The sequence below is a fragment of the Clostridium guangxiense genome, from assembly GCF_021043395.1.
In the GTDB taxonomy this organism is placed as follows: Bacteria; Bacillota; Clostridia; order Clostridiales; family Clostridiaceae; genus Clostridium_S; species Clostridium_S guangxiense.
Window position 1 is genome coordinate 1 of sequence record NZ_JAJNKE010000023.1, and the last position, 26,348, is coordinate 26,348.

The following is a 26,348-nucleotide window of genomic DNA, read 5'->3' on the forward strand; positions in this document are numbered from 1 at the left end:
TTTACATTTTATAAGTAATGATCCTCAAAACAAAGATAATTGGGATAAACTTTTAAAAGTTGAAAATGATATAAATTTTTAATATGTTTTATCGAGAAACATAAACGTGAGCTTGATCTGTATCTTTTGAAAGGCTCAATGATACACTTGGTATTCCATGTATATCTATACTTATACCTCCAAAAGAAACTTGCTCATGTAAATAATTACTGTATAAAATGAACCTATACCTTGTATAAGTGCCAGAAGTCCCGTTACTACAGACATAATTGTACCGTTTATCCTGGTACTGTAAGTATCTTCAGTAACATAATAATAGGTATAACCATCAGATCCAGTAAAATGTTTTGAAGTTCCTAAAATACCAGCACACATAATAATAGATAAAGCTTTAGCCATAATGATTTTTGTTTTTTTCATAAATATCACTTCTCAACATATCTCGTGTACTTGCTTGTACACTACTTTTTTGATTTTGCTCTCGATAAAAGGTAGATATTAAATAAAATACCTAAAATACTAATAGGCCCAGCTATAATAAAAATCAAATCATTTGTCTTCTTCCAGGCAATAACAGAAATTATTCCCATACATATCATTACAATCAATGAAATAAAAACAATTATATTAATAAGCTTGTTATTTAGACTTTCTTTGTTATTAAGATTTTTATTACTCATAACATCCTCTTTTCACTAATGTTTGCAAGATCAAAAATATAAATTAATAATGTATTTTTCAACATTATTAATTATTTACTTTATTATACATTAAAGTCATATAAATAAAAGCAGATAGCCTCGTTTTTAAGCAAGACCATCTGCTTTTTTTATGAAAACTATGAATTTCTATGCATCCATTTTTTCAGCACTAATTTCCTCTTTACCTAAAAGCTTTTTAAAGCAAGATAAAGTTACCATAATACCAAGTGCTGCAAGTAAAACAGCAAATATGAGCTGAAGCCCATCAGTTAAGAATACAAAATTTCCAGTTGATAATTTTTTTACAATACCAATGATTGCTTGAGCCAATGCTGTAAAGGTAACTGCAAGCATAATACACATTGGTCCCCAAAGCATGAAGCCTTTACGTCCAGTTGTTTTAAGAAATACTGACAAAGCTATTAAAACAAGCGCTGAAAGAAGCTGATTTGCTGATCCAAACAAAGGCCAAACGTTGTTGTATCCTCCAAATGAAAGAGCGAGTCCAATTGCAAGCGTAATAATAGTAGCAAAGTAGTTATTAGTCATTAACTTCTTAAAAGGTGACATTTTACTTCTATCAGTAGTATTATCTATGAAAAATTCCTGAAAGGACATACGACCAATACGTGCAACAGAATCCAATGTTGTTAATCCAAGCGCAGAAACAAACATGGTCATGACACATACAGCAATGTACTTCGGAATACCTAAAATTCCAAGAAATCCAGCTATAGCAGACGCAAAGAGTGAAAATGGTGTTCCCTTTGGTATTTTCCCTCCTACAGCAAGCGAACCTACTGCAACTAAAGCAATAACAGCAAGTAGAGATTCAACAAGCATTGCTCCAAATCCAATGCTTAACATATCCTTTTCATTTTGTACCTGCTTTGAAGAAGTTCCAGATGAAACTAAACTGTGAAAACCAGATACAGCTCCACAAGCAATAGTTACAAATAAAGTTGGAAAAAGCATTTTACCATTTACCACAAAACCATTAAATGGTGCAAGGTTCATAGATGGTCTAGCAACAGCCACCCCAAGTACAGCTCCAACAATCATTCCTATAAGTAAGAAAGAGCTTAAATAATCTCTTGGCTGCATTAAAAGCCACATAGGTGTTATAGAAGCAAGAAAAATATAAGCAAATACAATTACAAGCCAAAAATTTTTACTAAAATACAATGGGAAAGAAATACCAACTGCTAACATTACTAATAAAAGAATAATACCCATAACAAATTCAAGCAGTTGACTTGGCTTTTTATAACGAACAAATAATCCAAATAATACTGCAACTACAATAAATAACATTGATATTGATGCTGCGGCAGCATTAGGTGTATTTTTCACTCCATTTGCGCCAAAACCATTAAATGTACTAGTAACTATATCTGCAAAAGCTGCAATAACTAATGCTGAAAATATCCATGAAAATAATAAAAATAATTTTTTTCCAGTTCTGCCTATATACTGTTCTATAATGCATCCGATAGATTTTCCTTCATTCTTTACAGACGCATAAAGTGCTCCAAAATCATGAACGGCCCCAAAGAAAACGCCTCCAACAAGAATCCATAAAAGTACTGGTAACCATCCAAACATTGCTGCAATAATTGGTCCAGTTACAGGTCCTGCTCCTGCAATAGATGAGAATTGGTGAGCAAAAACTACTGCCTTAGGTGCTGGAATGTAATCTTCTCCATCTTCTTTTGCATAGGCAGGTGTTTTAGCTTTAGGATCAATTCCCCATTTGTTAGCAAGCCATTTACCATAGATAACGTATGCTCCTCCAAGAACCACAATAGCGATTCCTATCATTAGAAGTCCACTCATTTTATAAAATCCCCCTTTTTATTGTTGAATATCTTTGATAATAAAATTGAATTTTCCCCAATCAATTTAATATCTTTTACACTCACTTATTTCTATTATTACAATACTTTTACCCCTTTTATGGATTATTGTCTACGAGTTTATTTCATTATTAACAACTTGTTAATGTATGTTTGTGATTTTTACACATATACAAATTGTAACGTATACACTTGTTACATTGACAATGTTTTTCGCATACATAAAATCAGCGTATCAAAAATATTATTTATATAATCTCGACTCTTACATTTTTAAAACTTCAGCTAATCTATCTATGCCTTCTGTGATTTCACTTACACTAAGATGTCCATACCCTAAAATTATTTCATTTTTGTGTTTGCCTTTTTCTAGCGTATTCCTTTTTCATTTTCCAAATATGTCTTTCAAGTTTTCCATCATCAAGGAATTTGGCAAGTACAAGCTGAGACATAGACTCCGTATGCACATCGGTATACATTTTAAGCTTTAAATATTTAGGTATTAATGCATCAGGAAGTATAATATAACCAAGCCTAAGGGATGGAGCGAGGATCTTACTAAAAGAGCCTATATATATCACTCTATCAGGCTCCAATTCATAAAGAGAACTTACTGGCTGACCACCATAGCGAAATTCACTATCATAATCGTCCTCGACAATATAACAATTTTTTTCTTCAGCAAACTTAACCAATTCTATTCTTCGTTGAATTGACAGAACACTTCCTAGCGGAAATTGATGAGACGGTGTCACATAAACAAATCCAACTTCGTTATTCGTATTGAGTTTATCTGTCCTCATCCCATTATTATCAACCTCAACAGAATTTATTGAATATCCGTATTTTGAAATGACATTTAAAAGTCCATAATGAATAGGATCTTCTAAAATATTTACTTCTTTTAAAATAAAGCTCTTTTGCCACAAAAGTACCTGCTCCAGCTCTACTTTCAATATATCCTTCTGCCATAAGTTCCTCGTATGCCTCTAATATAACGTTTCTAGAAACTTTTAAATCGTAAGAAAGTCTTATAGTTGATGGTAGTTTTTCCTCACCTTGAAGTTTCCCTTCCAATATCATGGTTTTAATTTGACTATAAACCTGCTTTATAAGCGATAACTCACTATTTTTATCAATAATAATTTGCATACTTTTTCATCTCCAAACCAAAGTGGTACCATAATAAATCATAAAGATTGGAACTATATAAACCACTTTACATGTGGTAATATTATAAAATAATAGCCATAATATTACAATAAAATTTAAGGAGTGAGACGATTGTTAACAATATCAGAAAATTTAAAAGAGCTTTATCCAGATGCCAAATTTGGAATGCTTGTGATGAAGAACGTAAAAAATTTACATAGTGATCCAAAATTCAGTGAAGTTAAAGCTTCAATACAAAATGAATTATTGAATAAATATCCAAACTTTAATAGAAAAGAATTTGTTAAAACTGAACCGATTTGCTTTTACAAAAATTATTATAAAAAATTTAAAAAGACCTACCCTGTTCAGCTTGAATTGGAATCAGTAGTCTTAAAAGGCAAATCCATACCAAACGTATCTACCTTAGTAGAGGCTATGTTCACAGCTGAATTAAAAAATTTGCTTTTAACTGCTGGACATGATCTTGATAAAATAAATTTTCCTCTTAAACTCAGCTTGGCAGATGGTTCTGAGAGTTTTACTGGCATTTCCGGTAAAGATCAGTCTCTTGCTAAAAATGATATGATGCTTTCAGATAGGACTTCTGTTATATCAAGCATTTTAAATGGTCCTGATTACAGAACAAGAATCACAGCTGATACAAAAAATGCACTATTCTACACTTACATACCATCTGGCATTAGTGATGATGCTATTTTCAAGCATCTAAAAGATATTAGTGACTATGTTTCTATATTTTCTCCTGATGCAAAAATTGATTTAATGGAAATATTTTAATCAATATATAGATAAACAAGCTAAAAAGTTGAAATTGCTAATACCAAATTCATTCCCATAAATTTGGTATTAGCAATTTTAATCTTTAAGCTTATTTATCCATAGTCAATTAAGTTTACAAAATAGAACACTAAAAGAGAGGATTAAAAATTTATATAGTGCTAAACTTTTACTTAAAGAGGAGGTGCAAAAATGAAATGGCTAAGACAATTAAGTCAGGTTATTGATTATATAGAAAAAAATTTAGATGGTAATATTTCTTACGATGAAGCTGCAAAAATTGCTTGTTTATCAACTTATTATTTTCAAAGAATGTTTTCGTACATTACAGGCATTACCTTATCCGAATATATACGCAGAAGACGCATGACAAAAGCAGCTTTCGAATTGCAGACAACTAATAAAAAAGTAATGGATATAGCTTTAAAATATGGCTATGAATCACCAACTGCTTTTAACAGAGCATTTCAAAGTATTCATGGGGTTTCTCCAACGGCCGCACGTACGAAGGGAACCTTGTTAAATGCATATCCACCTATCAGTTTTTCAATTTCGATCATAGAAGGTGAAAATATGAACTATAGAATTGAAACAAAAAAGGCAATTAGAATTGTTGGAATTAAAACAGCTCTTAATGAAGATATGGAGGAAAACCAAAAAATTGCTCCTGTGTTTTGGAATAAAGTACTTAAAAATCCTTTGTTTTCTGATATCTGCAAACTTACAAATAAAGAGCCCAATGGTATCTTAGGCGTAACCGCCTATATAAATCCACAAAATATTTACTACTACATTGCTGCTCCAACGGATAAACCTGTACCATCCGGCATGGTTCAATTTAAGATACCTGCCGCAACATGGGTGATATTTGAATGTAATGGTCACTTTAAGGAATCTATTCAAGCAATCTTTAAGCGCTTTCTCACAGAGTGGCTTCCTACTTCAGGCTATGAATATGCTGAGCTTCCAGATATAGAAGTTTATCCAATTAACACAGCTGGAGGGAAAAGTGGTCATGCAGAAGTCTGGATAGCTGTTAAAGCCCAAAATTAAAGAAAGAAGTGAAAAATATGAATTATCAAATTGAAATTAAAGATATTGAACCTATTAGAGTCGCATTTATGAAATACAAAGGAGTTGTCACTGAAGCAAATAAAGTATTTCCTAATGTGTTTAAATCTATTCGTGGCAAAGCAAACGGAGCCCCATTTTTCTGCTACTATGTGATGGACCCAAAATCAAAAATCGGCGAACTAGAACTGTGTGTTCCTACTCTCGAAACACCAAATGATAATGGCATTACAGTAAAGGAAACACCTAGAATAAAAGCTATTTGTGTTACTCACATTGGACCTTATGAAACTATGAATTTAGCATATGACGCAATCAATCACTATGCTCAACAAAATAGCCTAACTTTACAACCACCATTCAGAGAAGTTTATATAAAAGGACCTGGAATGTTTTTTAAAGGTAATCCAAATAAGTACATTACTGAAATTATATTTCCCATTAAAGAGGGGGTATAAAATGCTTGCAATAGAAATTAATAGTTTAGTTAAACAGTATAAAAATGGAGTTAAGGCCCTTGATAATTTAAGTTTAAAAGTAAAATGTGGAGAAATTTTTTCCTTGCTTGGACCAAATGGTGCGGGCAAATCTTCACTTATTAATATTCTTACCACCTTTTATAAACCTACTTCTGGAAACGTAACTGTACTTGGTAAAGATTTATACAAAGAACCTGCTTGGGTCCGCACCCAAATTGCCTGTGTTGCACAGCGTGTTTCTATCGATGATCACTTGTCTCTTATGGAAAACATGATGTTTCAAAGCAGGCTCTACAAAGTAGACAATACCACAGCAAAAAAAAGAATAAGCACCTTCATTGATAGTTTTGGACTATCGCAATATTTGAAATACCCAGTTGCCTCCTATTCCGGTGGAGTGAAACGTCGACTAGACATTGCAATGAATATGGTATCCATGCCTAAAATACTTTTTTTAGATGAACCAACAGTTGGTATGGATATTATATCTCGAAAAACCATGTGGAAAACTATGCAAAAAATCAAAGAGGATTTTAAAACTACTATTTTTCTAACCACCCACTATCTTGAAGAAGCAGATGTACTTAGCGATACAATTTGCATCATGAAGGAAGGACACGAATTGATCCAAGGAACCCCCGAAAGTCTTAAACAATATATAAAACAAAATATACTTCATATTGGTTTTTCTGATACACAAAAGGCCAAAGAATGTGCTAGTATACTTTCCAAAGCACACATACTTCCATCAATAAACGTCCGTGAAAATTCAATTTTTTCAGATAGCGGAAACAATGGAAAGATTTTTGAGAATATTAACAAGTGGCTTCTAGAAAATAATATTTATTTTAAATCAATTGAAATTATAGAACCCAGTCTTGAAGATGTGTTCTTGAAGTTAACTGGTATGGAAGGAAGGTAATTAAATGGATACAATGAATATTTTATGGCGCAATATAAAGTGGCGCTTTCAAAACCCTATTTCAATCGCACTTACTATTATACAACCGCTTATTTGGTTAGTATTGTACAGTGCAATCGCAGGTCAATCTATGCAAAGCATATCACATGGCAACTATACTTCCTTTATGTTACCTGGTATTATGGTACTTGTTACACTTGCATGCTGCAGCAGCAGCGGTTATATCAATTTCATCATGAAGTCTAAAGGCAGTTTTTACAGAATACTCATAGCACCCGTAAAGCGAAGCTCCATTGTCCTAGGTCAAATGCTGGAATCCGTCTGTGTTTCCTTCATTGAAGTGGCAATTATGCTTATTCTGTCTATATTCTTATCCGTACACATTGCATCTGGATTTATTGGACTCTTATTAATGCTGCCCCTCATTTTCATTACAGCCTTTTTTATGTCTGGACTTTGTTATGCTATTAGCTTAAGTTTACCCAATGAAGTAATTTATGAAACAACCATGAATCTAATCGTACTATCCATCTTCTTCGCCAGCACAGCATTGTTTCCAATGAACAATATATCCGGAGGTCTAAAAATCGCAGTAATGATAAACCCCTTCACACATATTATAAACTGCCTGAGAAACCTAATTATAGGAACATCCATCGACTTAAAAAGTTTATTATTTGTGATTGGCCTATTTGCATTGCTTTGCTCAGTCAGATTTGCACTGGCACTTTGGAAACTCAAATCGCAAACAGCAAACTAATTTTTGCTAGCAATGTTAATAAATGATTTTAAAATTTCCTTTGAATAATTAAGATTTGAAATTTCACTATTAATCTTCTTTAACTGCTTTTTAAAACTACCGATGGCATACTCACTGTTTTTTTGTCCTTCACACATATCACCTACCGCTTTTTCTGTATGATAAAGATTATAAACTCATACACGGCGTTGATGTCAACAAGAATATACTATTTGATCTCTTCCATTTCTCTTGGCTTCATAAAGCTTATCATCAGCATTTTTTATACATTCTTTTTTTATATGTGTACGGTTTTCATATAGACCGCCACTTATAGTAATCTTAATACCATTCTCCCACGGAAAATTCTTAACATTACTTCTGATCCTTTCCGCTATTTCTCTTGCTTCTTCCTGAGCTGTATCTTTTAAAATAACTATGAATTCTTCTCCTCCATATCTTCCAACATAATCTACATCTCTTACACTTTCTATGATTATATTGCTCACAGTAGTTAAAACATTATCCCCTTGAAGATGTCCATAAGTATCATTAATTGCCTTAAAATAATCAATATCAAACATCAACACAGTAAATATTTCACCTTCATTTACATACCGCTCCATGGATTTATCTAATATTTCTTCAATATAATTTCTATTATATAAATTTGTTAGATTATCTCTGATCGATTTTTCATATATAATTTTATTTTCCAACTTTATCTTTTCTGAATTAATTATCTCATGAGAATATTTAATTATAATTACATATGTTTGGACTAATATGAAGATGAACATTCCTATTTGAGCCCCATATTTAGTATTCAAAACTCCATTATTTACAAGTATATCATTAAGTGCTGTTACCATTAAAATTATAAAGGCCAAAAGTACCATATCACTATTTTCTTCTTTTTCTCTTACCTTTTTTATCAAAAACACTAGTATTTCAAACAAAATTATGCTTAAAATTGCTTGGCTCAAAAATCCTAACTTATCATAAAATATATTATTGGTTACAATGCATATAATAGAAAATACTCCTGAAAAGTACACAGATATTTTAATTATTCTTTTGGGAAAATTAGAAAACAACTCGTTTAGAAATAACACGTAGGCCGGTATTAAAAGATAATATGTAAGTGCTGCCGTTTTACTAAGAAGCTCAAAGGGCATGCTTTGAAAAAATCGAACTATAACTCGTTCATTCAAAAATAAACATCTTAATTGTATGAGAAAACATATAATTAAAAAATAAATAGAGGATTTATTGCTTTTTAAATTTTTATGCAATAACAAAAATAATATTTCTATAATAAATAATGCTCCTACTATTGTTAAATCCACACTTGCATTTAATATGAATTTATTCATGATTTTATCCTTAAGTCCAAATTCTATGGATTTTAACGAAGCAGAAAGATTTCTATAATTTGACGTTTGAATTACTATATCAACAACTCCATTTTTAGGTACAAAGTACATGTAAATTGGTAAATATATTGATTTTTCATCTTCATAGCTTGTTCCTACTTTACCTACTTTTTCTTGTAAAATACCATTTATCCAAATCTTTGAGGCAGATAACATTTCTTGTATTCTTACTCCATAAACAGCATTATCACTAGCAAATATTTTTAAATGTAATGTCATATATCCTGTATTTTCACCGTTTAACTGTGATTTTAAACTTTTAGAAACAGTTAAGTATTTATCAGTTTTTTCATATTTTAAATCATCTGGATTAAGCAGCTTATTATTATATAATTCCAACTGTCCCTTGATTTTTATATTTCCATTCTTCTGAAAATTATAATTTTTTAAATTTAAGGTACCTTTAACAGCTTTAATACTTGTACCATTGAAATCTTGGCATACCAATATTAGTGAGATCACAACCACAATAGAAAGGATAATTTTTTTCACTTACAACATCCCCCGAAAATATACTCAACATAATATAAAAATCATATTATATTATTATCAAATTATCAATAGTATTGCAAATTTTTTATCCTTTCTATGGGGGTACCATACCAAAACTAGAAGTTAAGAATTTATGGGAGCTTATTTCCTGCCGCTCTGTATATCTCGTACCATTCCTGCCTTGTAAGTTCAATCTCCGATGCTTTACAAATTTCTTTAAGTCTCTTTATATTTGTCGTTCCAACTATTGGCTGCATCTTAGCTGGATGTCTCAAAAGCCAGGCAACTGCTATAGTCGTGTTTGTAACACCCTTATTTTCCGCTATTTCATTTATTTTTTTGTTTAGTTCTGGAAATTTATTATTGTCTAAAAATACTCCCTCAAAAAATCCATATTGGAATGGAGACCATGGTTGAATTGTTATATCATTTAAACGACAATAATCTAAAATACTTCCATCATGATCAACTGAAGAAGTGTTTGTCATGTTCACATTTATTCCCGCATCAATCATTCCAGTGTGCATAATACCGAACTGAAGCTGATTAATAATAATTTTTTTATTTAAATATTTGTTTAAAAGTTCAATTTGCATAGGGTTTTGATTGCTAACCCCAAAATATTTAACTTTTCCACTGCTGCTTAATACATCAAAAGCTTCTGCAACTTCCTCCGGCTCCATAAGTGCATCAGGACGATGAAGAAGCAGTACATCTAAGTAATCAGTTTTCAATCTCCTTAAACTTTTATCCACCGAATTTAGTATATGTTCTTTTGAAAAATCATAATATCCCTCTCTAATACCGCATTTTGATTGTATTATAAATTTTTCCCTAATACTTGGCTTCATATCAATTGCTTCAGAAAAAATCTCTTCACATTTACCGCCGCCATATATATCTGCATGATCAAAAAAATTAATTCCTGCTTCAAGTGCAGTATTAATAAGCTTATTTGCTTCTGGTATAGTGAGAGCATTAATTCTCATACATCCAAGCGAAATTTCGGACGCATTACTTATTTTTCCTTTACCTATATTAATCGATTTCATTAACAACACCCCTTACTTATAATTATATTATCCGGTAATAATAAACTTTATTGAACAATACAATTATAAGCGTTAAAGTTAACTATAAGTCAAGCATTTTTAATAAATTATTAGAATTTTTTACATTTACTTAAATTTACTTCTTGGCAAATTCATCTATTATCTTTCTTGCAAGACTAAACTTCTTAGGGAGATTAGGAAAGTTGTCCTTTGTAAACCAATCCGCAGCCATTATTTCTTTTCCATCAACCTTTATTTCTCCCGAATCGTACTCCGCAAAAAAACCAATCATAAGTGAATTAGGAAATGGCCATGAGGAGCTCTTGTAATATCTAATGTTTTTTACTTTTATTCCAACTTCCTCAAATATCTCTCTTTTAACAGCACTTTTTAGGTTTTCGCCAGTTTCCACAAAACCTGCAATTAAGCTGTACATATTATTTTTAAAATTACTATTATGGGCAAGCAATATTTTATCTCCATTCGTAATTCCAACTATTATAGCCGGACAAATTACAGGATACATTATATTTCCACATTTAGGACAAATCTTTGCCATTTCGTCTTTTTTGTTTTCTGTTTTAGACCCACATCTTCCGCAGAACCTGTGATTTCTATCCCAATTTAATATTTCACTTGCCCTTCCTGCTGCTTCAAATATTTCTTCATCCATAATTGCGCCTATTTCACGTAAAGAAATAAACTCAAATCCCTCTGATAAATTAGTTTCATCTGAAGCTTCCACAGTAAAACACGCCTTTTTTTTAAATTCTCCCAAAAAGAACTCACTTTCATAATTGATATTTAGCTTTTTAATTTCATCAAAGGTTGGTATATATAAGTCTCCTTCTAATTTTTTTACAAGCAGGCTTCCTTTAAAAAATACAAAACCCAAATCGCAGCTACTGCTTTTTTTCAACACACCAGGCAATATCTTAAAATTACTCATATTTAATCTCCTTAACATTTTTATAAATAAACAACATCAAATATTAAAATTACCAATATCAAATTCAGCTTTACAAACTGGAAGTTGTAATTTCTATATTTTAACTTGCACATCTATAAGTATTTTATCATGTTTTTCATTATTTTTTTAATAATAAATTTGGTATAATCATAACAAGAATATTTGAGAAGGGACATTTTCTAATGAATGAGAAAAAGCTAAGGATTTTTTATGAAGTAAGTAAAGAATTAAATATGACTAAAGCTGCCGAAAAACTATATGTAAGTCAGCCATCCATAAGCCAGGCAATAAGTGATTTAGAAAAGGATTTAGGCGTAAAACTCTTTGATAGAATAGGAAAAAAACTATACCTAACTTATGAAGGTGACATCTTTTTAAATTACACTAGAAGAATTTTAAATATATATGATGAAGGTATTAAAGTTGTTAAAGAAATGAACACCCTAAAACGCGGAAAGCTAAAAATTGGAGCAAGTACTACCATTGGAATATATATATTACCAGACATTATAGGCAGTTTTTCTAAAATATATAGCAACATAGACATATCCTTAATCATAGAGAATACAGAAAATATCGTAAAGCTAATAGAGGAAAATCAAATAGATATAGCTTTTGTAGAAGGTCCTACACACTCTGATGAAATAAAATTAGAGAAATTTTGTGATGATGAATTAGTATTTATAACAGCTAAAAATCACCCTTGGACCAAAACAAAAAAAATATTAAAAAGTGATATTGCCAATGAAAAAATGATATTAAGAGAAAAAGGCAGCGGTACTAGAGAAGTTTTTACAACAGCATTAAAGCAAAAGTCCATAGATTACAAAATTTTCATGGAACTTGGACATACCGAGGCTATAAAAAAAGCCGTAGAAGCTGGACTTGGTATTTCATGCATATCTAAAAGATGCATAAAGGATGAAGTTAATTACGGAAAATTAGTTGCAAGCTATATAGAGGATTTAAGAATAAAAAGGAAACTTTACACGATTAATCATAAAGACAAATATATAACTAATGTAATGAATACATTTTTAGAATTTGCCAGAGAAAAAGCAAATATACAGGATAATGAAAGACATAAAAAACTTTCAAAATACCCAATGTAATGTTACTTATTATCCAAAAATATTAGGACTGTTATACCAAGTATGACAGTCCCTCCAACAAATTAGCGTCTTACTTATTAAATTTTTCCAGCTTAGTTTTAGTTTTTAATGTTACTTGTTGTTGTTTTACTTCACTTGAATTCATATTTTCATTTTCCTTACTATAATTATTTTGTTCTTCATCAAATATCTCAAATAACATACCACTAAATGCTGATATTTTCACAGTTAATTTAGCTTGTCCATCACTATCATCAATTTTATATATTTCCTCTTCTTCTGAGACTGTACCATTATATCTGTCCCAATTGCTGTGAAGAATTAATTTAGATTTTTGTCCTTCTTTTAATGCTACACTATAATTTTCTAAGTCTTTGTCTCCAAAATTAAAAATCGCCAATAATGTTTCTTTGGCTCCATATCTATTGATAGCATAAATACAATTGTCATTTTGGCTGCAATCTGCCCATCTAAAATTATCCTTATTATAGTCATCATGCAGTGCTTCATAATGAGTATAAATTTTATTCAAACCTATCATATATTGATGGAAAGCACCATGAATAGGAAACTTAAGAATATCCCAATCTTGTTCTCTTTTTTCGTCCCACTCTCTTAATTGTCCTATCTCATTTGCCATAAAATTAAGCTTCTTACCCGGATGCATCATCATATATAAATACATTGCTCTTGCCTGAGGAAATTTACAATCATAAGCTCCATTCATTTTCTGAAGTATTGTGGCCTTTCCATGAACTACCTCGTCATGAGAAAGTGCTAAAATATATCTTTCATCATAAAAATACATCATAGAAAAAGTCAATTTGTTATAATCCCTAGGACGATATTCCGGGGCTGTTTGAAAGTATTCTAAGGTATCATGCATCCAGCCCAAGTCCCATTTATAGTCAAAGCCCAAACCGCCCATCCAAACAGGTTCAGTAACTCCCTTGTAATGTGAAGAATCCTCTGCAATCAGCATAGCTGTTGGATGAAGCCTTTTTAGACCTTCATTCATTGCTTTAATAAATTCTACTGACTGCCCATTTTGTCCTCTTCTTTCATCTCCCTGCCAATAAATAAGTCGGCTTACCGCATCCATTCTAAGTCCATCAAAATGAAATTCTTTGAGCCAATAATTAGCTGCCGACTGTACAAAACATCTAACTTCTCGTCTCGAATATATAAAATTACAGCTTCCCCATTCGCTTACCCCTACATCACTACTTGGGTATTCGTACAAACAAGTACCATCATATTTCTTTAATCCATATCCATCTATGGCAAAATGAGCCGGAACAAAATCTAAAATAACCCCAATACCAGCCTTATGCATCTTATCTACCATTTCTTTAAGTTCATCAGGTGTTCCATATCTTGAAGTAGACGCAAAAAATCCAGTATTTTGATACCCCCAGGAGCCATCAAAAGGATGCTCTGACAGTGGCATAACTTCAATATGCGTATACCCATTTTCTCTAACATAATCAACTAGCAAATCTGCAATTTCAGAATAAGAATACCACCCAGTTTCTTCTTCCGATTCCTTTTTCCAAGATCCTAAATGAAGTTCGTATATGTTAAGCGGCTTGTTATAATTAACACTGCGCTTACTCATCCACTCACCATCATGAAAACGGTATGATTTTAAATCTGCAATTATAGAGCATGCCCCTGGTCTAAGTTCCATAAAAAGTCCATATGGATCACAATGCTCTTGCCTCCCTCCATTACTTCCATAAATACAATACTTATACATCATGCCATAATCTGCATTGATTCCACTTATAGAAAAAACACCACTTTGAGCTTCCTGATTCATTATTTGCTCATTCCAACCATTAAATTCCCCTACAATTGTAACCATTCTTGCACTTGGCGCATAAGTACGGAAAGTAAATGTGTCATTCTCCTTATGTGCTCCAAAATACTCATATGCATCAAATGACTTTCCATCATAAAAATCTTGAAGTTTCATATCTCCCCCCCCTTTGTACCCTATTTTTAATTTTAATGCTTATCTATTTATTGGTAATTATATCATATATTTCGAATCAATTCACTTCACTTTTTATAAAATTTATAATCATTTCCACAACTGGCTTTGCAATATCATCATCTGTCACAATGCCATACCTAACAGGCAAATTAGTATAACTCATTCTTTGAAGTAATTCCATAAGAGTTTGAAAAATAAACATTTAATTTTAAGTATGCGACAACTCAGGAAACATAAATTTCTTTCCTTGAAATAATGCTTTGTCTTTTCCCATTACAAATAAAGTACCTTCCAATTCTAACCGTTTAACTTCATAAGAAGCTGTTTCCTTTGGTGTAAAATAAAGTTTCACTTTTTTTATGTTTTCATTTACAACGCAGTTAATTATATCATCTGCAGAAACTTTTTTCTCACAAAAAATATCAAATAATTTAAGCTCATCTTTATTAAAATCTACAACTACAACTGCATCATAACAGGGAACATAGTAGACACTATTTTTCATAAACCCATCGCAATAAAACATAGTGAGTTCACCATTATTACACATAAAAATTTGAGCTATAGGAAAAGCTGCTTTTGCCTTATTGTACACTAAAACTCTATCATTTAAATCATTCATATTTAACTTTCTAAAAGCTCCACCATTTTCTGTTTTACTTATGACTTTAGTGCAAACATATTGATCTATTTTAGTAAAACCAAATTTAGGATAAAAATGAACAGCAGAATCATTGGCAAACAAATAAATCAAATCGCTCTTATCTTTATAATCTGCAAGTACTTTTTCCATGAGTCTCCTAGCTAATCCTTGTTTTTTATAGAATTCATCCGTCATAACAGTTCCTAACTGAATATATTTTTTCTTTTCACCAAAAACCTCTAAATCCATCAAGTTAGCTGATACATTTGAAACAACTTTGTCTCCATCCATAAGTGAATACGGTATATACTTGCCTTTCCAATATCCACCTTGATACCAATTTTCAAAATTAAATCCAAAGGTTTTTTCAGTTAAAGCATTGAAACTGCCTCTATAGCTATCATCCTTGCCATTTCCAATAACAATCTTATATTTCTTCTCATTAATATTTACATACTCCATAATTATTTCCTCCAATATATAGATACACAGCCTGAAAGTTTCAAATGACTACTACCAAATTGATCCTGTTAAACTGGAATTTGTGAAGTAACAATGCTTCGTCGCGTTAAAAAAATCCTATAAATCTAAGTGGTTATTTAAAAAAAGTGGTTGCTTTGGGTTCTAGAAGGATAATGGGCAAAGCCCAAACCCCGCGTATGTTTATACTCGCATACGCTTAAACAGATTGAAATATCTAAGCATTTTACAATTTTTGAACCAAGATTTATTAGAATTTTTTTAAACCGTTCCTACGGAATTTTGACGTGAATATTTATAATACTTTATTTAAACAATTTAGCATTTATTTTATTGTAAAATATCATTTACAGTGTGTTTTTCGTAGAGAATCGGAGTATAGAAAGTACATAACATTTTGTTCATGAATCATATGGGCTTACGCCCAAACTCCAATATGTGTATCTTCCTTGCTTTTTCGGGCTAAGTGAAGTGATGTTGATTTGGGATGGTTTAAATAAAACTTTATAAATTTCAAGTTCTAAGCTCTCCATCTATATTATCCCTTACTCTTTCCTTAACAACAACCTACTACTTAATTCTTAAACAAGAATACACCATATACGGTCATATTTACTCGTATAGTCAATGAGGTAATAATGAGTTGAAGAAATCTCTCTTAATTTTAAATTTGGCTTTGAATTTTTTAATCTTTATATTATACTTAATTTAATTAACTAAAGGGAGGAATTTTCATGATTCGTTTCGATTGTGACTACACAGAAGGCGCACACCCAAAAATATTAGAAAAACTATCAATGACTAACTACGAGCAAACAATAGGCTACGGCGAAGATAATTACTGCAAAGAAGCTGAACGCATAATTAAGGAAAAATGCGGACGTCAGGACATAGATGTTCACTTTTTAGTAGGTGGAACTCAAACAAATCTTACAGTTATAGCAGCTGCCCTTAGACCCTACCAAGGTGCAATTGCAGCAACAACCGGTCACATTAATGTCCATGAAACTGGAGCCATAGAAGCAACTGGTCACAAGGTGCTTGCTCTTAATAGCAGCAATGGTAAATTAACTGCAAATCAAATACAAGACGCATACGACACCCATTTTAATGATCCATCAGCCGAACATATGGTACAGCCTAAATTGGTATACATATCAAACCCTACTGAAATAGGAACTATTTATTCTAAAGCTGAATTAACAGCCCTAAGCCAAACTTGCAAAAAAAACAATCTTATACTGTACATGGATGGTGCCCGCCTAGGATATGGCCTTTGTGCAGAAGATAATGATTTAGATTTGCAGACTATTGGAAAGCTTTGTGATGCTTTTTATATTGGAGGCACTAAAATAGGAGCTTTATTTGGAGAAGCTGTTGTAATTTCTAATGAAGCTTTAAAAGAAGATTTTCGCTATTTAATAAAACAAAAAGGAGGTATGCTTGCCAAGGGAAGACTTCTTGGAATACAGTTTTCCACTTTATTTGAAGATAATTTATACTTTAAAATGTCAAAACATGCAGACGAAATGTCTATGCTTATTAAAAAAGCTTTAATAGAAAAAGGATATCCTTTTCTTATAGAATCAAGTACAAATCAACAGTTTCCTATCATGCCAGATACTGTGCTTGAAAAATTAGGTAAAAACTATGTGTATTCTTACTGGCAAAGAATAGACGGCATCCACAGTGCTGTTCGTTTTTGCACAAGTTGGGCCACAAAGGAAGAAAATGTGATAAAATTAGTAGAGAGTATTAAATCAATATAAGGAAGTGAATTAATTATGTTTTTAGCTAATGTACCACGCTCCATGCAAGGATTGTAAAGCATGAACGACTTTTGCTTGGAGCGAAATTAATTCATGTTTTATTCAGTCTTTGCTTCTTCATTTATAAATTAAATATAGAATGGAGCGAGACTTATGAAATATGAAAAAGCACAAAATATACTACCAGAAAGTATAATTGAAATAATTCAAAAATACACCGATGGATCATATATTTATATACCTAGAAAAAACGAGAACAAAAAATCCTGGGGAGAAAATACTGAAACTAAACGATATCTAAAGGAAAGAGATAACGAAATTTTTAATAAATACCTTCTAGGAGTAGCTGTTGAAACTTTATCTGAACAGTATTTCTTAACAGAAAGCAGTATTAGAAGAATTATACGGAAAGAAAAGAGCGATTAAAGCCACTTATAAGTTGAGGCAAGTTTTTCAGCGCTGAAAAATTATACCTCTCTTTTAATTTTATTATAGTCCTTTGGAGTATCAGCATCCATCAATATTCCCTCATCTTTTACTGAAACAGTTGTGAAGTTATGTGAGTTTATAAAATCCCTCATTGATTCATAATTATCATTCTCCAATATATCATCTATTAAATCACTATTTATAAGTACAGGGTGGCCTTTTTTTCCCTCATACATGGGTATGACAATATCAGCTTTGAATTTAAGTATTTTTTCATAGGTATCTTTTCTTATTAGTGGATAATCTCCTGGAGTTAAAAAGAACCGGTTTCCTTTAACTTTTTTAAGCCCCATCTTTATGGAACTAAACATCCCGTCCATATAATTTTTATTTAAAACAACATTCACTTTTCTATATGGCCTCAAAAGTTCGTTAATTATATTATAATTATAGCCACCAACTACTATGATATTAGAGCAGCACTCATACATAGCTTCTATGCAATTTTCTATGATTGTCTTTTGCCTAAATTTCAACGTCATTTTATATTTTCCCATCCTGCTGGACAATCCGGCTGCCAACACAACTCCATCAATACTCACTTTAACACCTCTACTCTGTTCCCTTAATTCCACAATGTATATTTTCTCCAAGAAACACAAAAAATATAACTTATATTAACTTGAATTATTAGGATGGTGATTATAGTGTGGTTAGGAAATAAAGCTTTACGGTCTGGCATTTCAGTATGTCTTTGTATGATTGTATCAAAATTACTAAAACTTAAATATCCTTTTTTCGTTGCTCTTCCTGCTGTTATGCCTATATCGTCAAATCTTGAGGACACTATAAAATCAAGCGGAAACAGAATGATAGGAAGCTCAATAGGAGCAGTAATTGGAATTTTATTAGCTTTAATTAGGCCTACAAATGCGTTACTTACTGGAATTGGAGTTATAATAATTATTTATACCTGTAAATTTATTAATTGGGAAAACTCAGCCGCAATAGCTTGTCTTATATTTATATCAATAATGGTAGGAATTAAAGGCGAAACAGTATGGCTCTACAGCCTTAATAGACTTCTTGATACCTTTATTGGAATTGCCATTACGGCTACTGTTAATAACCTTGCACTTTCATTGACCACCTATTCTACAGTCATAAAAAATACAAGAATTTTATATAATGACCTTTTAAAAGCAGTTAAATCTAAAATTTTTTTTCATGTAGAAATTAAAACAGATTCACTATATAAGCAGATAAACAATGTTCAAGGTTTACTAACAATCTATAAAGATCAAATTCATTTTAAAAAAATATGGAGAACAAAATTACAAGAAATGACATCAATTTATGAAAATTTAAAACGTGCATATGATGAACTTAACATTATCAACTCAATTGGCAACACATGTTCACCAAATGCTAAAAATGCAGAAATGATAAATAAAATTTTTCCCTTAAAAAATCATTATAAGAAATGTGAAAATAGTGAAATTAGCATAATTTATAACTATCATCTTGAAAGACTTCTAAAATCTATAATGAATGTACCTCGATAAACTGGAATTTGTGAAGTAACAATGCTTCGTCCCGTTAAAAAAATCCTATAAATCTAAGGCTCAAAAATTGTAAAATACTAAGAAATTTCAATAACTCGCATACGCTTAAACAGATTGAAATATCTAAGCATTTTACAATTTTTGAACCAAGATTTATTAGAATTTTTTTAAACCGTTCCTTCAGCATTGTTACTTCACCCCCACGGTAGTGCAAGGAAAAAATTCCTCCGTACCTACGGAATTTTGACGTGAATCTTTATAATCCTTTATTTAAACAATTTAGCATTTATTTTATTGTAAAATATCATTTACAGTGTGTTTTTCGTAGAGAATCGGATTATAGAAAGTACATAACATTTTGTTCATGAATCACATGGGCTTACGCCCAAACTCCAATATGTGTATCTTCCTTGCTTTTTCGGGCTAAGTGAAGTGATGTTGACTTGGGATGGTTTAAATAAAGCTTTATAAATCTTAGATGATAAATCGTAAAAGTCTTAGAGAATTTAATCTGCTTGAGCGTATGCGAGTTATTAAATTCTCTTAGATTTTTAGGATTTATCATCTTAGATTTATTAGCTTTATTTAATATCCCAAATCAATATCACCTCGCTAAATTCTAGTTTATCTATATAATCTTATAGTCTTTTATATTGTATTTACATATTATCATTTTAACACAGCTTTTCCTTATAACAACATATAATTCCTTATTAAGCGTGAGACAGCGCTGAAACAGCTTATGGAAACCCTTGTTTTGAAGTTCTAGAGGACCAATTTCGTCTATAAATATTGGTTCCTCTGATGCAAGCAGTGAATTAATTATTTGTTCTGCAAACTTTAGTGCCGCCCTAGAGAAACTATAGGTTTCATAACTGTATTCCTCTTGCCAGCAATTTGGAAGCTTCCCCTTTAAAGACCATATTACAATTTTCTGTCCTATATAAAAATTTTCATTGTATATCTTCTTATTAAAAAATCCATCCCCTTTACCTAAATTTTTATAGATATTAACAAGCTTTGTTGATTTTCCTGAATTAACGCTTCCAGTAATTATATTAATCATATGAATTTATGCAGCACTATAGCAAATAAAAACATTGCAATGGATAAAGCAATTTTTATACTTATGCCTCCTTGCTTCTCCTTTACCCGTTTTTTTGAAAATCTTTCTCTTAATATTAAATATGCTTCAATAATGATAGTATTTGCGGCACTTTCAAGCAGCATGAATTGTAAAAATGGATTTAACGCTCTGAGCTGCGATGTAGATATAACTGTTTTTGGCATAAACAAAAAAATATATGTTAGGAAAATTGCTCTCCATGCTACATTTACTCCAGCTATGCCTAAAACTCCTACCTTCTTATTCCTTTTTTCCATTACCTTGTACAAAATAAGCAGTGAGACAACCTCAAAAATTATAGAGGCAGATGGATTAACCACCTTAATAACGTTTGGTTCAATAAACAAATCAGTAAGCTTTATTGCTGCTGCGACAAAGCCTCCATAAAGCACGCACCACGCATCCCCTGTTTTTCTATAGATTTTATCCAAAAAATAAAAAGCAAGAGGAAACCATATACACCATCCTACGCTTAAATTCATTCGATGTAATAGGTATCCAAGTGTAGCTTCAACTATACCCCAAATAGATCCAAAGAATACAACAGTGCAGAAATTTTTCCATAGTTTCTCCTGCTGACGTAATTTTATTAACCAATTAATCATATAAATCCCCCAAATTTAAATATTCCTTATATTTTATTTTTCTTATTTAATTTTTATGACATTCAAAGTAAACTGCATACTTATCATTGAATTGGGAAATATATACTATAATAATATCTTTTCATAAGGAGGTAAATCACTTGAGTAACACAGTAGGAATTGGAGTAAGCATACCAAGAAAAGAAGCTTTTGATAAAGTTACAGGAGCGGCGAAATATACTGATGATCCACTACTTCCTGATACTTTACACGCAAAAATACTTACAAGTCGTTATGCACATGCAAAGATTGAATCAATAGATGTATCGGCAGCAAGAAAAGCATCTGGTGTTCAAGCAATAATAACAGGGGATTCCTTTCCTACCATGTGTGGCTCAGTAATAAAAGACAGACCTCCTATAGCAAAGGATAAAGTTCGTTATTACGGTGAACCAGTAGCAATAGTAGTTGCAAACAGCGAGCAAGAAGCAATGAAGGCTCTAAAACTAATAAATATAAAATATAAACCTCTGCCTGTTGTCAATTCAATAAATGATGCATTAAGGCCAAATGCGGTCCTTGTACATGAAAATTTAATGCAGTATGAGCATACAGTACATGATGTATATCCTGAGAAAAACACAAATATTTCCGATAGAATTCAAATAAGAAAAGGCGATATAAAAAAAGGATGGGCGGAAAGCGAAATTACTGTAGAAGGAAACTTTTCTCTCCCACAGTCTGACCATATCGCAATGGAAACTAGAAACTCCAAAGCTCAAATTATGACTGATGGAAGAGTAATAATTTATACCTCTTCCCAAGCACCATATTCTGTAAAAACTCTTTTAAGCAAATATTATAATATACCTGAAGGAAACATAGTCGTTAAAGTACCTTTTGTAGGTGGTGGATTTGGCGGAAAGGCGACTGTGAATTTAGAGCTTCTTGCATATATTGCCTCAAAAGCTGTTAATGGTAGATTAGTTAAAATATCAAACTCAAGGGAAGAAGATATTAAAACTTCGCCTTGTAAAATAGGTCTCGAAGCAAACTTAAAAATAGGGGCAGAGAAAAATGGAATTATTAAAGTCCTTGAAGCTAAGTACATGGTTGACAGTGGTGCTTACGCTGATAGTACTCCCCGCATAGCTAAGGCCATAGCTGTAGATGGTTCAGGTCCATATAACATTGATAATATATGGTGTGATTCATTATGTGTTTACACCAATCATACTTATACAACTGCTTTTCGTGGATTTGGTCATACAGAATACACTTTTTGCATGGAAAGATTGATGGATAAATTAGCAGAAAAGCTTGGTATTGATCCGTTAGAACTAAGAGCTAAAAATGCTATAAAACCTGGTCAGCATACGCCAACACAAGTAAAAACAACCGTAAGCAATATAGGAGATTTATCCTCTTGTCTAAAAAAATTAAAAAAGCTAGCAAAATGGGAGGAAGGTCAAATAATAAGAACAAAAAATGGCATGATAAAAGCCAAGGGAATAGGCTGTCTTTGGAAAACCTCAGATTCACCAACTGATGCTGTTTCTGGAATTTTTCTAACCTTTAATACAGATGGAAGCTTAAATCTCAACTCTGGAACTGTTGAAATTGGTCCTAGCACAAAGACCACTTTAGCTCAAATCCTTGCCGAAAGATTAAAAATGGATGTAGCAAGAATTCATGTATTTATGGGCGTAGACACCCAGGTTTCACCGGAGCATTGGAAAACTGTTGCAAGCATGTCGACATTTATGGCAGGAAGAGCTACCCTTAGAGCTGCGGAAGATCTTATCCGCCAACTAAAAAGTGTAGCTGCTACTGTTATGAAATCTCCTCCAGAAGATTTAGACATTAAAGAAGAAAAAGTATATTTAAGGCAAGATCCTGAAATATACGTTTCTTTTAAAGATTTAGCCAGAGGACATAAACAAGCAAATGGTCTTGCAGTTGACGGACAAATACTTGGACGTGGAAGCTTTATAATGAGCCATATTACCGATATAGATGAAGAAACAGGAAAGGGTAAACCTGGCCCAGCTTGGACTGTAGGTGCTCAAGCTGTCGAAATAGAGTATGATCCAAAGAATTTTACATATAGACTCTTAAAAGCCATTACAGTCCTAGATGCAGGCAAAGTAATCAATCCTAAAACCGCAAGAGGGCTTATAATGGGAGGAGTAAATATGGGATTTGGGATAGCCACTAGAGAAGCCTTTGAATACGATGCTGATGCTAAACTTCAGACTACTACGCTTCGAACTTATAAACCAATAAGATTTGGTGAAAATCCTAAGTATGTAGTGAAATTTATTGAAACACCACAAATTGATGCACCCTTTGGAGCTCGAGGACTTGCGGAGCATGGAATAATAGCAATCCCAGCTGCATTTTCAAATGCTATATCAAAGGCAGCCGAGTATGAATTTGATAGCCTTCCCATAACACCTGAAACAATTTGGAAAGCTAAAACTGGAGGAAATTATGATACCCTTTGATTTTGAATACTATAAACCTGACACAATTGAAGAAGCCATCAAATTATATTTAGATTTAAGCATTAAAGGAAATAAGCCTTTATATTATGGCGGCGGAACTGAAATCATAAGTATGGCAAGAGCTTACAATGTATACACTGAAGCAGTTATTGATATAAAAGGCATTGCAGAATGTAATGTTCAAGAATTAAAAAACAACAAACTTATTATTGGAGCTGCTGTTACTCTTACACAAATTGCCGAAGCAAATTTATTTCCTTTACTTGCCTTAACAGTGCAAAGAATCGCAGACCACACTGTGCAGGATAAAATCACGCTTGGAGGAAATATAGCAGGTACTATTATATACCGTGAGGCTGTATTACCACTTTTAGTATCTAACAGCGAGGTAGTTATAGCAACCCCAAACGGGATAAAGCAGGTTTTATTAAAAGATATATTTGATAAAAGAATAAAATTAAGCAGCGGTGAATTTATAGTAAGCATAGTAATAGACAATCATTTTTTATCTTTGCCATATTGTCATGTAAAAAGAACTAAAAGTGATAAAATAGACTACCCATTAATTACACTTGCAGCACTTAAAGATAATAACGGAATAAACATAGCCTTTAGTGGACTTTGCAACTATCCATTTAGATCTTCTTTAATTGAAGGTTATTTAAACGATCCTAATCCTCAAAATAAAATTAAGATCAACAACACCATAGATAACATACCAGGCTCAATACTAACTGACTTAACTGGATCAGCTAATTTTAGAAAATTTATGCTGCAAAGAATGCTTATAGAAGTTTTAAAGAAATTGGAGGGATAGCATATGTTAAAGATCTCTGGCAAAACCATAATCGTATTAAATGTAAATGGAGAAGATAGGGAAGTGGCTGCGAAACCATCGGATATCTTGCTTAATACCCTTCGAAATGAGTTAGGACTTACAGGAGCTAAACCTAGCTGCGAAAATGGAGACTGTGGTTCATGCACCATTCTTGTAGATGGCTGGCCAATAAAATCCTGCTTAATGCTGACAGTTGAAGCAATAGGTAAAAAGATAGTAACTGTTGAGGGCTTAAAAAATGCACCAATACAAAAAGCTTTTGTAGAAAACTGGGGCTTTCAATGCGGCTATTGTACTTCTGGATTTTTGATGGTCTGTCACGCTCTAGCTACTATCCATCCTGATGCAAATGATTATGTAATACAGCAGTGGCTGCAATCAAATATTTGTCGATGTACAGGTTATGAAGAAATAGAAAATGCAATTAAATCGATTCTAAAAAATAATTAATTTTTTAAATTAGCGTTTGAAAAATCGAGAAAAAATTATTTATCAGTATACTCTTTACTTTTTTCTCCTATATTTACGTATTTTTTTTACACCCAAAGCTAAAGCAATTAGCAATGGTATTCCGAAATCAATTGGAATAGAAAAATACTTCCATACATGTTCTCTTAAATTTAAAAAATACACCCTATTATTAGCCATATAATATGTGGCAACTATCATTGCTAAACCAAAAATAATAATCAATAGCTTTTTCTTTTTTATTCCAGTAGTTTGCACAAATGCCTCTAAGGAGCATGAACTCAAAACCCCTGCTTGAATCATTATGCTCCAATACCACAATGCAACCATAAATGATTCAAAACGATGAAGGTATTTAGTAATTTGAATAGATCTTACAAAATCCATGCTAGCAATACGCATTAATGCTACTACTTTCGGTCCCATAACCATTAATTCTACAACAAAATAGAATACAAAGAAAAAGCCTCCGATAATCACCCCAGAAACAGCTGCTCCAAAAATACTTTTTCGATCATGCACCATTGGCAAAAGCATTGGCACAACTAGTGGAGATAAGCCTACAAATGTATCGACCTGCAGACTTGACTTAAATACATTCACAACTCCTGAATCAAAAAAAGGTTTAATCCTGCTGATATCTATTTCACTAAGAGAAGCTGCAAAAACCATCAAATAAAAAATTACAGCTGCTTTAAATGCAATAACTCCTACCCTTGCAATAACTTCAGGTCCCTTCCATATTAAATAGCATATTACAGAAACATGCATCGTAATAATCACCAAAAAAGGTGTTCCTGTGAGTAAAAAATCACTAAGATGATGTATGTACATAGATATTGAACTAGCAGCAGAAATAAAAAAATATACTACAAGCAGTACTCCCAAAACTTTCCCCAATACGTTTCCCAGCAGTTCCTCACTGTATTCTATTATTGTTTTGTTCGGAAATTTTTGTCCCATATAAATAATAAGAAGAACAAATGGCAGTACGGTAAGTACGCTTATACTACCACTTATCCACATATCACGCCCTACCTCTCTCGCTAACATGCCACTGGCATAATTAATTGTTGAAGGCCACATAATGCAAATTAATATATCTCTGAACTGCTTATTGTTAATGACTTTCTTTTCTTTTACCATGTTATTTACCC

At 32.1% G+C, this 26,348-nt stretch carries 28 protein-coding genes; 12 read left to right on the forward strand and 16 right to left on the reverse strand.

Translation table 11 applies throughout. The annotated features are described in order from the left end of the window. Positions 1 to 171: 171 nt before the first annotated feature. The 5 genes from LQK79_RS13230 to LQK79_RS13250 form a co-directional block, all read right to left on the reverse strand. Entirely contained in the window at positions 172 to 420 is a 249-nt protein-coding gene (locus LQK79_RS13230; RefSeq protein ID WP_053242399.1) for a hypothetical protein, read from the reverse strand. A 41-nt stretch (positions 421 to 461) separates the two neighbouring features. After that, the gene (locus tag LQK79_RS13235; RefSeq protein WP_231016837.1) at positions 462 to 680 is read right to left on the reverse strand and encodes a hypothetical protein; all 219 of its coding nucleotides are present in this window, start codon (positions 678 to 680) and stop codon (positions 462 to 464) included. A 168-nt stretch (positions 681 to 848) separates the two neighbouring features. Beyond that, the gene (locus LQK79_RS13240) at positions 849 to 2,537 is read right to left on the reverse strand and encodes a carbon starvation CstA family protein (RefSeq protein ID WP_231016838.1); all 1,689 of its coding nucleotides are present in this window, start codon (positions 2,535 to 2,537) and stop codon (positions 849 to 851) included. 367 nt (positions 2,538 to 2,904) lie between these two features. After that, positions 2,905 to 3,486, reverse strand: coding sequence for an aminotransferase-like domain-containing protein (locus LQK79_RS13245; protein ID WP_231016839.1), 582 nt, complete (start codon positions 3,484 to 3,486; stop codon positions 2,905 to 2,907). After that, positions 3,377 to 3,709 (reverse strand): GntR family transcriptional regulator, encoded by a 333-nt coding sequence (locus LQK79_RS13250; RefSeq protein WP_053242396.1) that lies wholly within the window; start codon positions 3,707 to 3,709, stop codon positions 3,377 to 3,379. The genes LQK79_RS13245 and LQK79_RS13250 overlap by 110 nt, the downstream gene beginning before the upstream one ends. A gap of 123 nt (positions 3,710 to 3,832) precedes the next feature. On the opposite strand from LQK79_RS13250, the gene LQK79_RS13255 reads away from it, so the two are divergent. The 5 genes from LQK79_RS13255 to LQK79_RS13275 all read left to right on the forward strand — a co-directional run bounded on the left by LQK79_RS13255 (position 3,833) and on the right by LQK79_RS13275 (position 7,742). Further along, positions 3,833 to 4,510: a phenylalanine--tRNA ligase beta subunit-related protein gene (locus LQK79_RS13255; RefSeq protein WP_231016840.1), complete on the forward strand. Its 678-nt coding sequence runs from the start codon at positions 3,833 to 3,835 to the stop codon at positions 4,508 to 4,510. Positions 4,511 to 4,702: 192 nt separating this feature from the next. Next, on the forward strand, positions 4,703 to 5,563 hold the full coding sequence (locus tag LQK79_RS13260) for an AraC family transcriptional regulator (protein ID WP_231016841.1): 861 nt from the start codon (positions 4,703 to 4,705) through the stop codon (positions 5,561 to 5,563). 17 nt (positions 5,564 to 5,580) lie between these two features. Then, complete coding sequence (locus LQK79_RS13265) at positions 5,581 to 6,039, forward strand: GyrI-like domain-containing protein (protein WP_231016842.1); 459 nt, start codon at positions 5,581 to 5,583, stop codon at positions 6,037 to 6,039. Between the two features lies 1 nt (position 6,040). Then, a complete protein-coding gene (locus tag LQK79_RS13270) occupies positions 6,041 to 6,982 on the forward strand; it encodes an ABC transporter ATP-binding protein (protein ID WP_231016843.1) in 942 nt (313 codons plus the stop codon). Between the two features lie 4 nt (positions 6,983 to 6,986). After that, positions 6,987 to 7,742, forward strand: a complete 756-nt coding sequence (locus LQK79_RS13275) for an ABC transporter permease (RefSeq protein WP_231016844.1) — start codon at positions 6,987 to 6,989, stop codon at positions 7,740 to 7,742. Here LQK79_RS13275 and LQK79_RS13280 read toward each other — a convergent pair. The 4 genes from LQK79_RS13280 to nudC all read right to left on the reverse strand — a co-directional run bounded on the left by LQK79_RS13280 (position 7,739) and on the right by nudC (position 11,650). Continuing rightward, on the reverse strand, positions 7,739 to 7,879 hold the full coding sequence (locus LQK79_RS13280) for a hypothetical protein (RefSeq protein WP_231016845.1): 141 nt from the start codon (positions 7,877 to 7,879) through the stop codon (positions 7,739 to 7,741). The two genes, LQK79_RS13275 and LQK79_RS13280, sit on opposite strands and share 4 nt — an antisense overlap. A 57-nt stretch (positions 7,880 to 7,936) precedes the next feature. Then, complete coding sequence (locus LQK79_RS13285) at positions 7,937 to 9,649, reverse strand: sensor domain-containing diguanylate cyclase (RefSeq protein ID WP_231016846.1); 1,713 nt, start codon at positions 9,647 to 9,649, stop codon at positions 7,937 to 7,939. 131 nt (positions 9,650 to 9,780) lie between these two features. Beyond that, positions 9,781 to 10,701 carry an aldo/keto reductase gene (locus LQK79_RS13290; RefSeq protein WP_231016847.1) on the reverse strand — a complete coding sequence of 307 codons (921 nt, stop codon included), beginning with the start codon at positions 10,699 to 10,701 and terminating at the stop codon, positions 9,781 to 9,783. A 136-nt stretch (positions 10,702 to 10,837) separates the two neighbouring features. Then, entirely contained in the window at positions 10,838 to 11,650 is an 813-nt protein-coding gene (nudC, locus tag LQK79_RS13295) for an NAD(+) diphosphatase (RefSeq protein WP_053242391.1), read from the reverse strand. Between the two features lie 203 nt (positions 11,651 to 11,853). Between nudC and LQK79_RS13300 the strand changes: the two genes are divergently transcribed. Further along, positions 11,854 to 12,783 (forward strand): selenium metabolism-associated LysR family transcriptional regulator, encoded by a 930-nt coding sequence (locus tag LQK79_RS13300; RefSeq protein WP_231016848.1) that lies wholly within the window; start codon positions 11,854 to 11,856, stop codon positions 12,781 to 12,783. A 70-nt stretch (positions 12,784 to 12,853) separates the two neighbouring features. On the opposite strand, the gene glgB is transcribed toward LQK79_RS13300, so the two are convergent. The 3 genes from glgB to LQK79_RS13310 all read right to left on the reverse strand — a co-directional run bounded on the left by glgB (position 12,854) and on the right by LQK79_RS13310 (position 15,890). Then, complete coding sequence (glgB, locus tag LQK79_RS13305; RefSeq protein ID WP_231016849.1) at positions 12,854 to 14,761, reverse strand: 1,4-alpha-glucan branching protein GlgB; 1,908 nt, start codon at positions 14,759 to 14,761, stop codon at positions 12,854 to 12,856. A gap of 76 nt (positions 14,762 to 14,837) precedes the next feature. Next, on the reverse strand, positions 14,838 to 14,963 hold the full coding sequence (locus LQK79_RS20900) for a hypothetical protein (protein ID WP_269144148.1): 126 nt from the start codon (positions 14,961 to 14,963) through the stop codon (positions 14,838 to 14,840). 27 nt (positions 14,964 to 14,990) lie between these two features. After that, on the reverse strand, positions 14,991 to 15,890 hold the full coding sequence (locus LQK79_RS13310) for a GNAT family N-acetyltransferase (protein ID WP_231016879.1): 900 nt from the start codon (positions 15,888 to 15,890) through the stop codon (positions 14,991 to 14,993). A 749-nt stretch (positions 15,891 to 16,639) separates the two neighbouring features. Here LQK79_RS13310 and LQK79_RS13315 point away from each other — a divergent pair. Both LQK79_RS13315 and LQK79_RS13320 read left to right on the forward strand, forming a co-directional pair. Continuing rightward, positions 16,640 to 17,674: a threonine aldolase family protein gene (locus LQK79_RS13315; RefSeq protein ID WP_053242389.1), complete on the forward strand. Its 1,035-nt coding sequence runs from the start codon at positions 16,640 to 16,642 to the stop codon at positions 17,672 to 17,674. Positions 17,675 to 17,827: 153 nt separating this feature from the next. Further along, complete coding sequence (locus tag LQK79_RS13320) at positions 17,828 to 18,100, forward strand: CD3324 family protein (RefSeq protein WP_053242388.1); 273 nt, start codon at positions 17,828 to 17,830, stop codon at positions 18,098 to 18,100. Positions 18,101 to 18,141: 41 nt separating this feature from the next. Here the strand turns inward: LQK79_RS13320 and LQK79_RS13325 are convergent, their stop codons facing one another. Next, positions 18,142 to 18,705: a nucleotidyltransferase family protein gene (locus LQK79_RS13325; protein ID WP_231016850.1), complete on the reverse strand. Its 564-nt coding sequence runs from the start codon at positions 18,703 to 18,705 to the stop codon at positions 18,142 to 18,144. 93 nt (positions 18,706 to 18,798) lie between these two features. On the opposite strand from LQK79_RS13325, the gene LQK79_RS13330 reads away from it, so the two are divergent. Then, positions 18,799 to 19,668: an FUSC family protein gene (locus LQK79_RS13330; protein ID WP_269144151.1), complete on the forward strand. Its 870-nt coding sequence runs from the start codon at positions 18,799 to 18,801 to the stop codon at positions 19,666 to 19,668. Positions 19,669 to 20,296: 628 nt separating this feature from the next. On the opposite strand, the gene LQK79_RS13335 is transcribed toward LQK79_RS13330, so the two are convergent. Together LQK79_RS13335 and LQK79_RS13340 are read right to left on the reverse strand one after the other, a co-directional pair. Next, complete coding sequence (locus LQK79_RS13335) at positions 20,297 to 20,734, reverse strand: nucleoside-triphosphatase (RefSeq protein WP_231016852.1); 438 nt, start codon at positions 20,732 to 20,734, stop codon at positions 20,297 to 20,299. Then, positions 20,731 to 21,399, reverse strand: a complete 669-nt coding sequence (locus tag LQK79_RS13340) for a hypothetical protein (protein ID WP_231016853.1) — start codon at positions 21,397 to 21,399, stop codon at positions 20,731 to 20,733. Before LQK79_RS13340 ends, LQK79_RS13335 begins: the two co-directional genes overlap by 4 nt. 140 nt (positions 21,400 to 21,539) lie before the next feature. Here LQK79_RS13340 and LQK79_RS13345 point away from each other — a divergent pair, with 140 nt between their 5' ends. From LQK79_RS13345 to LQK79_RS13355, 3 genes are read left to right on the forward strand one after another with little or no spacing between them, the layout of a single operon-like run. Then, a complete protein-coding gene (locus tag LQK79_RS13345; protein WP_231016854.1) occupies positions 21,540 to 23,885 on the forward strand; it encodes a xanthine dehydrogenase family protein molybdopterin-binding subunit in 2,346 nt (781 codons plus the stop codon). Next, entirely contained in the window at positions 23,872 to 24,702 is an 831-nt protein-coding gene (locus tag LQK79_RS13350; protein ID WP_231016855.1) for an FAD binding domain-containing protein, read from the forward strand. The genes LQK79_RS13345 and LQK79_RS13350 overlap by 14 nt, the downstream gene beginning before the upstream one ends. 3 nt (positions 24,703 to 24,705) lie before the next feature. Continuing rightward, positions 24,706 to 25,173, forward strand: coding sequence for a (2Fe-2S)-binding protein (locus LQK79_RS13355; protein WP_053242878.1), 468 nt, complete (start codon positions 24,706 to 24,708; stop codon positions 25,171 to 25,173). A gap of 54 nt (positions 25,174 to 25,227) precedes the next feature. Here the strand turns inward: LQK79_RS13355 and LQK79_RS13360 are convergent, their stop codons facing one another. Then, the gene (locus LQK79_RS13360; RefSeq protein WP_231016856.1) at positions 25,228 to 26,337 is read right to left on the reverse strand and encodes a GerAB/ArcD/ProY family transporter; all 1,110 of its coding nucleotides are present in this window, start codon (positions 26,335 to 26,337) and stop codon (positions 25,228 to 25,230) included. Between the last annotated feature and the right edge of the window lie 11 nt (positions 26,338 to 26,348).